We start from the raw sequence: 12,343 nt of genomic DNA on the forward strand, positions 1-12,343 counted from the left end.
TCAACGTAAAACCATGGTTTTTTGCTGGGATTCTAGGAAGCTGGTGATCCATTGTTTGAGGTGATGGGTTGCCCGACAATCATCTTCGTTGTAGCGGACAATAGCCTCTAATAATTGGCGATCGCCTGTTTCTAACCATTGGTCATACCAGCATACGGTTTGATCGCCGCTGACCCCCTGTTCGCGCCATTGGTAGCCGAGGCAATTGGCCAGGGCCTTGAGAGAATAACTTTCTACGGGAAACACGAGATATTTTGTCACCCATTGGTGAATATCCATCAGGCGACCCACAATTTTTTGGAGTTGCTGGGGCGGTGTGCCGTATTTTTTCCCCAGGCGATTGAGGGTGTCCCGTTCGTAGGGGGAAAAATGAAAAATCGGTGCTTCGGGAAATTGCGTGACAAATGCCACAAATTCTTGCCAAATTTTGCCTTCTTCTTCCAAAGTTTCTGCCACAAAACCGTAAAACTTTTCCTTTTGGTTTTGGCGATCGACCAGATACACCCCCAGAAGATAATCAACGTTGCGGTCGGGTTCTGCTTCGATATCAAAAAAAAGTTCGACGCTTCCCTGGGGAATGGGCTGGGTTTTGTTGGGACGGTTGATGCGCCAGACGACTTCTTGGTGGACGATCGCCCGGGCCTGCTGTTGGAGTTGCATGGCGATATCGGCGCCTAGGTGTTGACCCAGGTGTTTGGGGGAAGTTTGGGCGAGGGATTCGAGGGTGTTGACGCCGATGCCCTGGAGGGATTCGTAGCGGTTGGGGGTGACACCGGGCACGAGGGATAAATGGTTATCGGCCTGGGCGATCGCATAGCAATGGTTGTGCCAAGAGCAGAGGTGACAGCGTTGCCGGGAAATAAAAACTTCCGGCTCTAATTCGGGTAATAGGAGGTTAATGCAGTCGGTGATCGTTTCCTGGAGTTTGTCGGCCCAGAGGTCTACGTCAACACGGTGGGGCCGGCGAGCCCGCAAAATGAGTTGGGTTAAGCGGGGCGATCGCCCTTGGATGGCCTCTAATAGAAAAGTGTGGAACATCGCCACCAGCTTGTATTCCGGCTTGGGTTTTTGGCCTAATTTGACGCTGATCGGTCGATAATGCCACTTGCCCCAGCGAGAAGGGCCTGGCTGTCGCAAGAGAACTGTGGGTTTTCCCACCAGGGTTAACTGTTCAATGGGCGTGTCGGGCCATTGGTCGAAGTGATAGAGCAAGACCCCCCGATAAATGCATTCGACCCCTGCGGCCATCAGGGCTTCTGTTTCGGCAGCACAGGTTTCCCAATCGGCGGCGGCGGGTTCGTGGTAGGGGCGTTGACCCAGGTATTCCTGAATTTGGCGCTGGTTTTCCTTGCGTAATTTTTGGAGAAAATCTTTTTCCGATGTCTGCTCAGTGCGATCGCCATACAGGTCTAAAAAAGCCCGACGTTCACACCGCTTAAAATTCAACAACAGATCATCGCTCAGTAACATGTAGCACTCGGAATAAAAGAATCTCCTTGGAAAATAACATATCCCCCTGACCTCAGGCTGAGTAAATCTTTGCGGACTCCTTTAACCCAGGGGAGATTGGTGAAACAACAAGAGAGATAAAAAGAAATCCAACATAAAAATACCGATCCAAGTCGTCACCACCGCTGAGGTGGCAGAGCGGCCCACCTGCTGCGTACTGCCGACGGTGGTCAACCCCCAACTACAGCCGATAATCCCTACCAACAGACCAAACAGAATCCCTTTGACGCCGACATTAATCAGATCTCGGGGCTGGAGAAAAGTTTGTACAGACGTTAAAAAATTAATGGGGGCAAGATCATAGAACTGATAGGCGGCTCCGGTACCCCCGATCACCCCCACCACCAAGGCAAAGACCGTTAAAATCGGCAACATCAAACAGCAGGCCACCACCCGGGGCATCACCAAATAATCAACGGGATTAGACCGGAGCATATACAGAGCATCGATCTGTTCGGTAATTTTCATCGAGCCTAATTCCGCTGCAAAAGCAGAACCCACCTGGCCTGCAATGATACTCGCGGTCAAAATCGGGGCCAGTTCCCGACAAAAGGCGATCGCAAACGCCCCCCCGACAAAACTTTCGGCCCCAAAGGTGGTGAGTTCCCTTGCAGTTTGGATCGTAAAGATCATTCCCCCAAAAAAAGCGACCAACAGCACTGGCACCAACGCCTTCGGTCCCGCCGTTAGCATTTGTTCTGTGATCTGGTCACGCCGGAGTTTCCCGCGCAGGAGACGCCATAGTACCTGGCCCAGCATTAAGCCTGCGCAATAAAGCCGATACCAGAGACTCGGATCGCGTTTTTCCTCGATGGGTTCCATCTACTTTTGGTGATCGCCTTCAAAATGATGCGACTCTGACAAACTGAACGATCTCTAAACCTGCTTTAAAGCTCGAAATTAAAGCCAGCCTCCTTGAGCCGTTGATATTTCGCCTCATCAAAGGAATAAAGACGCGCTGCCCGGTGGGCAACCCCAGTTTGCAGCTCATCTAATTTAATCAAGAGATCCATTTTAAGGATTTTGCGCCGGAAGTTCCGTTTATCCAGTTGGGTTCCCAAAATCTGCTCATAGAGCTTTTGCAGTTGGGTCAAGGTGAATTTGCGCGGCAGCAACTCAAAGCCAATGGGTTCATAGCGGAGTTTTCCCTGGAGCCGTTGGGTCGCCACATCAATGATTTGCTGGTGATCAAAAGCGACATTGGGCAACTCATCCAGCGAGAACCAAGCCACAGCATCGGCATCCGTTTGGGCATGAATTGGATGATCCTCTAGGTTAATCAAAGCATAGTAGGCCACCGTAATGACGCGATCGCGGGGGTCACGATCCGGAGCACCAAAGGTGTAAAGCTGCTCTAGAAATATTTTTTCGACGCCCGTTTCTTCCCGGAGTTCGCGCATGGCCGCTTCTTCGAGGGATTCATCAAGGCGCACAAAGCCTCCCGGTAAGGCCCATTCTCCTTTGAAAGGTTCAACCCCCCGCTGAATCAGCATCATTTTCAGGGTGTGTGTGGCGTCAAGGCCGAAAACAACACAGTCAACGGTAACGCCCGGTTTTGGATATTCGTAAGTGTAAGACATAGGATTTATTGGTTTTATGGGTTTCTTTTAAAAAGTAGAAGTAATTGTTAGCTCGCTTGGGCCTGGGGGATCAGGTTTTCACGGTAGACATGGAAGCCCCCCTGTCGGAGTGCCAAGAGGGCCTGGTGATCGTCCTCCACCCAATAGTCCTGTCCAAGGCGAATGAAGGTGCGATCCCCCCCCTCCCGACGATTACGATCACTGGAACTCGTCCCCGCGTCTTCTTATCCCCAGCCTGCTGCGATAAAATTTGCTTCAGTCGTTGCTGACTTTGGGTGTGATGAAGCTCACTCGGAGAGAGGCGAATCATCAACATTCGCACCTCTTCAATGGGTTCGAGATCGTCCACAATCAATTGTGTCCGGTCCTCTTTTTGTTGCACCTTACCCCACACAATGACGCGGCTATCAAGCTGCAAGAGTTGTTCAACTTTTTGATAGGTGCGGGGAAAAACAATCCCTTCCACTTGACCCGAAATATCTTCTAACTGAATAAAGGCCATGGGTTCGTTATTGGCCTTTGTAAAAATCTTGCGCATATCAGTCAGAATCGCCACGGCGCTGACTTTTTTATTGATGTGATTGGCGATCGCCGTGAGACTGATGGGCGATAAAATTGGCGAAATCGTTGACCGTAGCTTTTCTAAAGGATGTTCAGAAACATAAAACCCCAGCAATTCTTTTTCTTGCCGGAGCTTTTCTTCTAAGGTTAAATCAGCCACTTTCGGTAAAACAGGGGCTTCATCAAATGTTGCCTCCGCATCCCCTAGACTTTCAAATAAATTAGTCTGGCCACTGGCCTTTTCTTTGGCCTTCAACTGCGCCCAATCCATCATTAAATCCAGACCCTTCAACATTGCCTGGCGATTATCATGGAGTGAATCCAGTCCACCACAGGTAATTAAAGTTTCTAGGGCGCGGCGGTTCACAACACGCAAATCTAGCCGAGAACAAAGGTCAGACAAACTTGAGAAAGGCTCCCCTTCCCGTGCCGTTAAAATAGCATTAATGGCATTTTCACCAAGGTTTTGAACCGCTGACAAACCAAAACGAATCCCTTCACCCACAGGCTTAAAATCCAGATCTGACTCGTTAATATCCGGCGGCAAGACTGGAATACCCATCCGCTCCGCATTTTCCCGATACTTGCGGACTTTATCTTTATTTCCACTGCTGGCACTGAGCAGGGCCGTCATATACTCAACGGGATAATTCGCCTTCAGATAAGCAGTCTGATAGGTTACGTAGGCATAGGCCGTTGAGTGGGATTTATTAAAACAGTTAGCCGCCACAAGACCCTGACCCAATAAGAAATTATGGTCTTGACTGAGTCCAATATCATAGGTCGGCGCACGGCCGATAAACTTGCGGCGAAGGATTTTAACCAAAACTGTTAGAACCTTAGGTCGATCTCAACCCTATTCTATATAAAAAAAGTCATATTTTTCAGTTTTGTCTTGGTACACTTTCAGCCGACAGCGACCCACTTGATCCCGTTACTTCATCTTTTTTGTAAAGTAAGCCTCCGCATTTTCACGGAGTCACAGAGGACAAAGGGCCAATTGTTCTATTTTTTAGTTTGCGCAAGCCACAAGGCAATAAAAAATTCCCTTTTTCGATAGTTTGGCTTTAAATTTTAAGCATTGCTATGGCGACATCATAAACAAACTTTTTCTAATCTTTAAAAAAGAGAGAGGGTGACTCCATGAAAACTTTTCGTTTTTAACAAAAATGGGGGTCAGCCACGGAAGATCGCAAAGGGAGACGACGGCATTGAAGTTGCTGGAGAGGTTTGATTTGCAAAGAATTTTCGCAAACCCCATTTAACCAGGCGCTCAACGACAACGGCTGCAATCAAAATCAGAAAAATAAAGGGCACTAGCAAAAGTAAGCCAAGGAGGGGACTTTCCCCTGCTTTTGTTTCAGGAACCACCGCCGGGGCAGTCGCAAGGGGGCTGGGTTGGGTTTCCTGAAGTTGGATTTTTTCTGGTGTCTGGGAGGTGACTTCGGGCATGATGTTAGTAGTCATCTCTTGTTCTAATGCAGCACTCATACGTTTTGCTCCACAAGCCTTATAACGTCCTTTGTCAGTTTACTGATAATAGCCCCCAAGGGTCACAGCGGCAAACGTTGAAGGATTTTGTGCCTGTGCCAGATATTTATTCCGTGGGTCGTTTGGATTTAGATAGCGAAGGGCTTTTATTATTGACCAATGATGCTCCTTTGAAGCATTATCTTTGCGAACCGAAATTTGCCCACCCCCGCACCTATTGGGTACAGGTGGAAAATATCCCGGACGGGCAGGCGTTAGAACAGTTGCGCCAGGGGGTAATGGTGCAAGGGAAAAAAACGCGGCCGGCGATCGCCAATCTCTTGATCCCTGAGCCAACCGTCCCCGCACGAGAACCCCCGATCCGCTTCCGGAAAAATGTCCCGACAGCCTGGTTAGAACTGACCCTAACGGAAGGGCGAAATCGTCAGGTGCGCCGGATGACCGCCGCAGTGGGCCACCCCACATTACGCCTTATGCGCGTCGCCATGGGGGCAGGGCCAGCGAAATTAACCCTCACTGGTCTGGGGCCGGGGGAATGGCGGCATTTAACGACGGCGGAAATTGGAGCCTTACAAAGCCTGGTAAAAAAAGCCAAGTCAAACCAGCGATCGCCCCACAAAAAAATAGTCAGCCGCAAACCGAAGGGAAAACGCCGCTGACTACTAGGATTTTGAAAGATGTTTGGAATGAATGACGAAATTCTAGGATTTCCTGGTAGTTGCCCACCAGATCCCTATTGAGAGGGGCGCTTAATAAGCGAGGGTCTCTAGGGTTTCCTTGAGGTAAATGGTGACTTGCTGATCGACGCTGAGGTTCTCAAGGGCGAGGATTTCGCAATGGTTTGCATACCAGCGCTTGAAACCAGAACTGCGGGCGATCGCCTGCTTCAGGCTATCCCAAATGGCGTGATCTGGAGATGCTTCAGTGTAGGCAGTGGTCGAGTGCGGCATTTTTCACCTCAGGAATAACGCTCTGTATTTCATACTGTAACGCAATCGCCCAGAAAAGTAATGCTATCTAGTACACCGTTAGGGGAAATTTCCCGATAAAAATTTTGGCGCTAAATAGAGAGAAATTCGGGCAAAAGCAGCATTTTTTGCGCTTAATCGTCCATTTGCCAGGGTTCCCGGAGGTTATTCTCATCGAGAATTTTTTTCGGGCGCATCACCAAGAGGACTTGGCCTAAAATTTTGGCGATCGGTGCTTCGGCAAACCAACCCAATTCCACCTTGCCATCGGCATCCACCGCAAAATAGCTGTTGTCATTCCAAACAGTTTGTTGACGATCGAGCAAAATCAAAACGGGTTCTGGCTTACCGGGAATGGGCTGGGGCAGTTGATCGGTTTGGTGGAAGATCACTACCGGATCTCCCGCTGTCAGCACATTTTGCCAACTGGGTAGCGGCACCAGACTTGTCGCTGCGGCAACTGTCACGAGATTAAAAGGAGACGCTTGCTTGAGGGGAGGCACGCTCAACAGGCGATCGCTTTCTAACGGTAAAGATCCCGCCACCGGAATTAGCAGGGGAACATTGGTGTCTTCGTCGTAACGGTAGAGGGGGAGGAGTGGAGCCGCCTTGTTGGGGCTGGTGGTGAGGTCACTGAGGAGTTGCTCGATTTTTTGCCGGGCCGTGGCAGAATGGGCAAACTTTAGCCCCTTGGCGATGAGGCGGGTACGGTCTTGTAAATCTTTTTTTTGCTTGGCGGAGCGCCAGGCTTGGTAGGCAACGGCATCCCCAGGGTGTTCCGTGAAACCGTCGGGAATTTGGGGTAAGCGGGCAAACTCTTGCATCGCCCGGGCCAGTTCCTTTGCTCCATCAAATTCAAGGCTTTTGGCCTGGCACACCTGGGCGGCGATCGCCCTTTGGCTATGACTCAAGATCCGTAGCTCATACAGCACATCAGAGCGGGGGCCACGGCAATAGGCCAGCAGATCTTCGGGCACACCACTACCTGCGATGCTTTGGTACACCTGGGCCGCCACAATGATCATATTTTGCTGGGCCGTCTGGAAACCTGTCTGCTCGAAAATTTCCTGGGCGCTATGGCCTGACTGCTGGAGTTTTTGGCAACCGACGCCCCACTCGACCCAAGTCCCTTCCTTGTGGAGTAGTGACCGGAATAAAGCGTCCGTTTCCTCGGGGGAGAGTTTGTGTTCTGGAGATTGCGGTTGTCCAATCATAAAGCCGAATCAAAAGTGGAATAACGTAAAATGATAGGTAAATCAGTATTTGCCCGATAAACTTAATCATAAAGCGAGACTGTTCTAAACCGATCCTTCCCCCAGTTCCTATGAATTTTCCTGCCCGTCGGCAACCCCTCCGCCAAGCACCCCACCGTGCGCATCCGTTTCAAGATTGTGCCTTGGGACTCGTTTCCACCAAGAGCTTTCCGGCAATTGTGGGCACTGCGGACATGATGCTCAAGTCAGCGGCAGTTACCCTTGTCGGCTACGAAAAAACTGGGGGCGGCTACTGTACAGCCGTGGTTCGGGGGAAAACAGCAGATGTCCGCCTGGCCGTCGAAGAGGGGGCGCGCACCGCCGCTCAGTTTGATCAATACGTTTCTAAATTAGTCATTCCCCGACCGTTGCCAAACCTCGAAGCCATTTTTCCCATTGGCAGTCATTTGGCAGAAATTGCCCAGCAGCAACGGGGTTATAGTCGCTTGAGTAATCGTTCCATTGGTCTCCTAGAAACCCGTGGTTTTCCGGCGATGGTGGGGGCTGCCGACGCGATGTTAAAGTCCGCTGATGTACAACTGGCCTCCTATGAAACCATTGGTGATGGGCTTTGTACGGCGATTATTCGCGGGACTGTTTCCAACGTAGCGATGGCCATTGATGCGGGGATGCACGAAGCAGAACGGATCGGTGAGCTCCACGCGGTGATGATTATTCCGCGACTGCTAGAGGATCTAGAGCACACGTTACCGGTGGCGGAATACTGGCTAGATAAGGCAGAACCAATGCCAGACCTTGTGAAAGAAAAAGCACCCCAGCGTATCGCCTTACCGGAACTAGAACCCGTGTCGGCTCCTTTGGTCATTGAGGCGGAACCAGAAATTGAAAAGGCCGTTGAAGTCGAAATTGTAGAACCTTTTGATCCGGGCCAGGGCTATTAATTCCGAGACAGGGCTGCTATGGTGACCCTGATGTTTTTTTGACGAACCAATGAGGCTGGTATCCTTCGGCTATGGCTGTTTCCTCCTGGGAACAGTGGTGAGCTATTGGGGTTTGGGATGGTTTTGGCCACCTTTGCAACGCTGGCTGCTGCTACTGGCTAGTGTCTTGTTTTATAGCCTGCTACAACCGCAATTTTTACCGTTGCTGGTAGCTCTGACGGTCTTAAACTTTTTTTGGGGTAAACTCCTCGTGCGCCAAGGCCCAGCGGGCGATCGCCCCCAGTCTTTGCGGCAAGCTTTTCGATTGTGGCAATGGCAGCCTGGGTATTGGCTGGGCTTAGGTATTTTTCTAAATCTGGCGGTGCTCTTCGGGTTTAAATATATTCCTTTTACCCTGGAGAATCTAGCGGTGCTCTGGCCCTGGCCTGGACTAGAGCAATGGGCGATCGCCTTCCCAGAAATCCTAATCGCGCCCCTGGGGATTTCCTTTTTCACCTTTGAATGTATCGCCTATCTGGTAGATGTGTACCGGGGGGCGCCCGCAGCCCAGTCCCTATTGACATTTAGCAGCTATAAATTATTTTTTCCTAAACTCCTGTCGGGGCCGATTACTCGCTTTCATATTTTTTCTGGGCAAAGCCGTAGAACCGCAGGCTTATTACTCGACGAAGGGGTCGAAGGATTATGGCTCATCGCCAGCGGGGCCGTGAAAAAAGTCCTCATCGCCGACAATCTGGGGGTTTTTGTGGAACTTTGTGCCAATAACCTCGAACGGGCAGGCAGCGGTGACCTGTGGCTTTTTATCCTGGCCTATGGCCTCCAGCTTTACTTTGACTTTAGCGGCTATGTGGATCTGGCCCTGGGCAGTGCTAAGTTGCTCGGTTTTCAGCTCCCCGAAAATTTTGATTTCCCTTACTTTTCAACGAGTTTGGCAGAATTTTGGCGACGTTGGCACATCAGCCTAGGCGATTGGCTACGCAACTATCTGTATTTCCCCCTGGGAGGCTCTCGGCGAGGTCTGGGGCGCACCTGTGCCAATCTTTTTGTAGTGATGTTTTTGGCCGGATTGTGGCATGGGGCCGCCTGGGGTTATGTCCTCTGGGGTTGTCTCCATGGTTTGGGCCTAGGGATTCATCGATTGGGACAATGGTTTGCGAATCGTTGGCTGTGGTTAGAGAATTTCTGGGCGTCGCTGCCGGGAATACTGGGGGCATGGCTCTTGACCCAGGCGTTCGTGTTTTTGAGTTGGATTCCCTTCCGTTTACCAGATGGCCCCCGTGCTGTCTTGCTTTTGCGGCATCTGTGGCATTACCCGGGGGATCTGCAATTTACCCAAAAAATTTATTTGGAGGGGCTTGGCTTAGCAAGACCTGATTTTTTGGTGCTGTTGGGTTTGCTCCTATTGGGCATGGGAGGAGCATATCTAGTGCAACGCCAGTGGCAACTGCAACTGAATTGGGGCCTCAAAGTGGCGCTGATTCCCCTCTGTTTCTACGGTATTTTGATTTTTGGGCCAGAGGGGAATATTCCTTACATTTACTTTGATTTTTAAGATTTCCAGTCGGTTTGGGATTGCTGGAGAACGTATTGGGAGACGGCCTGGATTTCTTCGGAGCTGAGTTTGTCACCGTAGGCGGACATATTGCCTTTCCCCTGGGTAATGAGATTGGCGATCGCCTCTACGGAGGTATAGCCATTTTTCGCCATGGCCCGTTTTTTAAGATTTTTGCCGCGCCGGACGATATTGCCACCGTTGAGATGACAGCCGGCACAATGGGCTTCAAAGATCTGGGCTCCCTGGTCGAGATCAGCACCGAAAGCGGGGGTTGCCAGGAGGGGCACCAGCAACAGAACAATCATCACAAAGACAATGACTTGGACAAGGCGTTTATTCATCGGTAATTCGGGCAGGGATTAGTGTGCGTCGGTTCTATTCTAAAAACAAGCCGATGCCGTTGTTAACCCGTCCGGCGGTAGTGGGGTGGCGATCGCTTAAATTAGCACCAAGGGCGAGGGCCGAAGATCCACCTCCATCTAAATTCAAGGCATCCGTGGCCCCCAGACGGCGGAGAATATTCGCCCATTCGTTGAGGGTTGCCCCGGCCGTTTCTTCTGCCGCGCCGTGGAGGGTCACCAGCAATATTTTGTTGTCTCGGGTTTTGGCGATCGCACTGCGGGAAGCTGACTGGATATTGAAGGCCGTACTAAACTGTTCTGCTTGGCCATTGAGAACAACCTGACCATTTTTCAGGAGGAGCGGGCCACCACCGACAATATTCGGTAACGTGGCAAAACTATTGGGGGTAAATCTGGGTCGCCGTTCTAGGGTCACCCCCACGGGAAATTTGGCCGCCCCGGTGCGAAAGGAGCGGAAGACCAACAAATAACCACCCTGGGGAATTTCATAGCTATTTTGGCCCGCTTTCCCCGCCGTTTCCTGGCGAATGACCTGGTCGCGGCCCCCAGAGGTCATCACCGTCAGCACAATTTCATTATCAACGGCTGTGGTGTAACGACTGCCCCAGGCACGGTCATACAGGGCGGCCCCGGCTTTCACATAGCCGCTGTTGATCAGTTCAACCCCGACCTGTTCACCATTGCCCGCAACAATATCGGTTTCGACTTTGAGGCGGTCAAATTCCCAGCGGCCCGCATTATCCCAGGCCACTGCCCCCCGATTGAGAATCGGCCCCGAACGCAAAGCTCGATTGCCTTGGACAATTCCCAGGGGATACTGGTTATTGCGGTTAAAAAAGCCCGCATTAATGGCGGCGATCGCCTGATTGGTTTCTGCCTGGATCAACAGGGGCGCTAACCCTACGATTGTGTTGTTATCTGGAGTGATTGGCTTAAGCTGGAGTTGCCGTTGGGTGGGGTCAATCTCGAGCCAAGTCACCCGCACAGGCCCAGAACTGGCCGCAAAATTTTCCTGTCGCCACTGCACCCCGGGGAGCCATTGCACAGACCGATTTTGATTTTCTGGTTGCGATCGCAAATCGACCACTAGGCGGGGGGATTCGCCAAACTAAAGACCTGGATCTCTGGGGTACCAGCCTTAAACACAAGTTCCGTTAAGCCATTGCTATCATTGAGGGTAAACGGCAGTGCATTCGCCGTTAATTGCCCCCTAAGCCGTTGGGCCGTCACTCCATAATCACTCTGGAGCCGCAGTTTTGTGGGGCTCACCTTTTGCCAGAGTACAGGCCGGTCTAGATCAATGACCAAGCGCGTGCCCCAGGTCTGTTGCCCCTGGCGGACACTCAAAATTTGCCCCTTGGGCGTCGTCAGCTCAAGGACATTGCCGTTGGGCCGAGCCTGCCACCGTTGCGCTGCGGCCAAAGCGGTCACATCGAGGTAACGGTAGGGAGCGGCAAAGCGAATCGGCAATTGGTAGGGAGTATTGTCGAACCAGGTGACTGGTTGTTGTCCCAAATCGAGGCCATTCCCCAATTCCATCCCCAGGGTTTTTTCCAAGGTCATCGACTCAATCCCCAGACGCACCGTGCCATTTTCTGACCATTGGGCCCAGGCTCCCCGGAGGGTTTGACCATTGAGGCGAATTTGACTGCCCTTGGCTTGGATTTGGGTATTAAGGCTCACGGGATTGGCGATCGCCCGCGGACTTGCCAAGTCTCCCACCAGCAAATTAGGTGTCCCAAAACTCAGCCCAAAACAACCCACTGTCCCCAAGAACCATTGCCAACGACGTAATCCCATCAAAGCCTACTCTTTCCTTACAACATCAACAAACACTGACTTTATCCCAGGGGAAATGTTTCACGCCCCCCAAACGACTGCCCTTTAACGGTATTCCCTATTGTTAAATGAATTTATTTCCTATAATATTGCTACGCTGTCTTTAGCGCAGATTTTGTCAAGTTAAAAATTAAAGAGCGTTAACGTCATCCTCTGGGGAAATGCAGTCGCTAAAATCCTGCCCAAAGCCACGAATGATCAGCAGTGGATAGAGATCATCGTCCCCAAAACTTGACGTCCGACAAAATATCGCTATTCTAAATAAGCCCAACGGAGATTTCTAGTCAAGCATTTCCAGTGGGTTCGTGTAGAGGCCAGTCGTC

12 protein-coding genes and 1 pseudogene are annotated in these 12,343 nt (G+C 51.1%); 3 read left to right on the plus strand and 10 right to left on the minus strand.

What is annotated here, in order from left to right:
* The 5 genes and pseudogenes from AACR41_RS09125 to AACR41_RS09145 form a co-directional block, all read right to left on the minus strand.
* On the minus strand, nucleotides 1-1,470 hold the full coding sequence (locus tag AACR41_RS09125) for a TM0106 family RecB-like putative nuclease (RefSeq protein WP_030006878.1): 1,470 nt from the start codon (nucleotides 1,468-1,470) through the stop codon (nucleotides 1-3).
* Between the two features lie 81 nt (nucleotides 1,471-1,551).
* Nucleotides 1,552-2,331: an MlaE family ABC transporter permease gene (locus AACR41_RS09130; protein WP_012307978.1), complete on the minus strand. Its 780-nt coding sequence runs from the start codon at nucleotides 2,329-2,331 to the stop codon at nucleotides 1,552-1,554.
* A 65-nt stretch (nucleotides 2,332-2,396) separates the two neighbouring features.
* Complete coding sequence (locus AACR41_RS09135) at nucleotides 2,397-3,089, minus strand: NUDIX hydrolase (protein WP_030006879.1); 693 nt, start codon at nucleotides 3,087-3,089, stop codon at nucleotides 2,397-2,399.
* A gap of 47 nt (nucleotides 3,090-3,136) precedes the next feature.
* Nucleotides 3,137-4,476: pseudogene (locus tag AACR41_RS09140) on the minus strand (helix-hairpin-helix domain-containing protein).
* A gap of 350 nt (nucleotides 4,477-4,826) precedes the next feature.
* Nucleotides 4,827-5,141 carry a hypothetical protein gene (locus AACR41_RS09145; RefSeq protein WP_030006880.1) on the minus strand — a complete coding sequence of 105 codons (315 nt, stop codon included), beginning with the start codon at nucleotides 5,139-5,141 and terminating at the stop codon, nucleotides 4,827-4,829.
* Here AACR41_RS09145 and AACR41_RS09150 point away from each other — a divergent pair.
* Nucleotides 5,129-5,800 (plus strand): pseudouridine synthase, encoded by a 672-nt coding sequence (locus tag AACR41_RS09150; protein ID WP_030006881.1) that lies wholly within the window; start codon nucleotides 5,129-5,131, stop codon nucleotides 5,798-5,800. The two genes, AACR41_RS09145 and AACR41_RS09150, sit on opposite strands and share 13 nt — an antisense overlap.
* 90 nt (nucleotides 5,801-5,890) lie before the next feature.
* On the opposite strand, the gene AACR41_RS09155 is transcribed toward AACR41_RS09150, so the two are convergent.
* Together AACR41_RS09155 and AACR41_RS09160 are read right to left on the minus strand one after the other, a co-directional pair.
* Nucleotides 5,891-6,091: a hypothetical protein gene (locus AACR41_RS09155; RefSeq protein ID WP_012307983.1), complete on the minus strand. Its 201-nt coding sequence runs from the start codon at nucleotides 6,089-6,091 to the stop codon at nucleotides 5,891-5,893.
* 152 nt (nucleotides 6,092-6,243) lie between these two features.
* The gene (locus tag AACR41_RS09160; RefSeq protein ID WP_030006882.1) at nucleotides 6,244-7,323 is read right to left on the minus strand and encodes a RuBisCO accumulation factor 1; all 1,080 of its coding nucleotides are present in this window, start codon (nucleotides 7,321-7,323) and stop codon (nucleotides 6,244-6,246) included.
* Nucleotides 7,324-7,433: 110 nt separating this feature from the next.
* Between AACR41_RS09160 and AACR41_RS09165 the strand changes: the two genes are divergently transcribed.
* Together AACR41_RS09165 and AACR41_RS09170 are read left to right on the plus strand one after the other, a co-directional pair.
* Nucleotides 7,434-8,264 carry a BMC domain-containing protein gene (locus tag AACR41_RS09165; protein WP_012307985.1) on the plus strand — a complete coding sequence of 277 codons (831 nt, stop codon included), beginning with the start codon at nucleotides 7,434-7,436 and terminating at the stop codon, nucleotides 8,262-8,264.
* A 49-nt stretch (nucleotides 8,265-8,313) separates the two neighbouring features.
* Nucleotides 8,314-9,816 (plus strand): MBOAT family O-acyltransferase, encoded by a 1,503-nt coding sequence (locus AACR41_RS09170; RefSeq protein ID WP_030006883.1) that lies wholly within the window; start codon nucleotides 8,314-8,316, stop codon nucleotides 9,814-9,816.
* Here AACR41_RS09170 and AACR41_RS09175 read toward each other — a convergent pair.
* From AACR41_RS09175 to AACR41_RS09185, 3 genes are read right to left on the minus strand one after another with little or no spacing between them, the layout of a single operon-like run.
* Nucleotides 9,813-10,160 carry a c-type cytochrome gene (locus tag AACR41_RS09175; RefSeq protein ID WP_030006884.1) on the minus strand — a complete coding sequence of 116 codons (348 nt, stop codon included), beginning with the start codon at nucleotides 10,158-10,160 and terminating at the stop codon, nucleotides 9,813-9,815. The genes AACR41_RS09170 and AACR41_RS09175 overlap by 4 nt on opposite strands.
* A gap of 34 nt (nucleotides 10,161-10,194) precedes the next feature.
* Nucleotides 10,195-11,226 carry a phosphodiester glycosidase family protein gene (locus tag AACR41_RS09180; RefSeq protein WP_152550990.1) on the minus strand — a complete coding sequence of 344 codons (1,032 nt, stop codon included), beginning with the start codon at nucleotides 11,224-11,226 and terminating at the stop codon, nucleotides 10,195-10,197.
* Nucleotides 11,227-11,267: 41 nt separating this feature from the next.
* Complete coding sequence (locus AACR41_RS09185) at nucleotides 11,268-11,981, minus strand: hypothetical protein (RefSeq protein WP_052349654.1); 714 nt, start codon at nucleotides 11,979-11,981, stop codon at nucleotides 11,268-11,270.
* Between the last annotated feature and the right edge of the window lie 362 nt (nucleotides 11,982-12,343).

The organism is Picosynechococcus sp. NKBG042902 (assembly GCF_963864045.1).
GTDB lineage: Bacteria > Cyanobacteriota > Cyanobacteriia > Cyanobacteriales > MRBY01 > MRBY01.

What these genes read in the sequence shown, in the direction of transcription:
- AACR41_RS09145 (WP_030006880.1), bottom strand. Translation starts at nt 5,141, where the DNA reads ATGAGTGCTGCATTAGAACAAGAGATGACTACTAACATCATGCCCGAA.
- AACR41_RS09150 (WP_030006881.1), top strand. Translation starts at nt 5,129, where the DNA reads ATGCAGCACTCATACGTTTTGCTCCACAAGCCTTATAACGTCCTTTGT.
- AACR41_RS09175 (WP_030006884.1), bottom strand. Translation starts at nt 10,160, where the DNA reads ATGAATAAACGCCTTGTCCAAGTCATTGTCTTTGTGATGATTGTTCTG.
- AACR41_RS09170 (WP_030006883.1), top strand. Translation starts at nt 8,314, where the DNA reads ATGAGGCTGGTATCCTTCGGCTATGGCTGTTTCCTCCTGGGAACAGTG.
- AACR41_RS09130 (WP_012307978.1), bottom strand. Translation starts at nt 2,331, where the DNA reads ATGGAACCCATCGAGGAAAAACGCGATCCGAGTCTCTGGTATCGGCTT.
- AACR41_RS09155 (WP_012307983.1), bottom strand. Translation starts at nt 6,091, where the DNA reads ATGCCGCACTCGACCACTGCCTACACTGAAGCATCTCCAGATCACGCC.
- AACR41_RS09125 (WP_030006878.1), bottom strand. Translation starts at nt 1,470, where the DNA reads ATGTTACTGAGCGATGATCTGTTGTTGAATTTTAAGCGGTGTGAACGT.
- AACR41_RS09165 (WP_012307985.1), top strand. Translation starts at nt 7,434, where the DNA reads ATGAATTTTCCTGCCCGTCGGCAACCCCTCCGCCAAGCACCCCACCGT.
- AACR41_RS09135 (WP_030006879.1), bottom strand. Translation starts at nt 3,089, where the DNA reads ATGTCTTACACTTACGAATATCCAAAACCGGGCGTTACCGTTGACTGT.
- AACR41_RS09185 (WP_052349654.1), bottom strand. Translation starts at nt 11,981, where the DNA reads ATGGGATTACGTCGTTGGCAATGGTTCTTGGGGACAGTGGGTTGTTTT.
- AACR41_RS09160 (WP_030006882.1), bottom strand. Translation starts at nt 7,323, where the DNA reads ATGATTGGACAACCGCAATCTCCAGAACACAAACTCTCCCCCGAGGAA.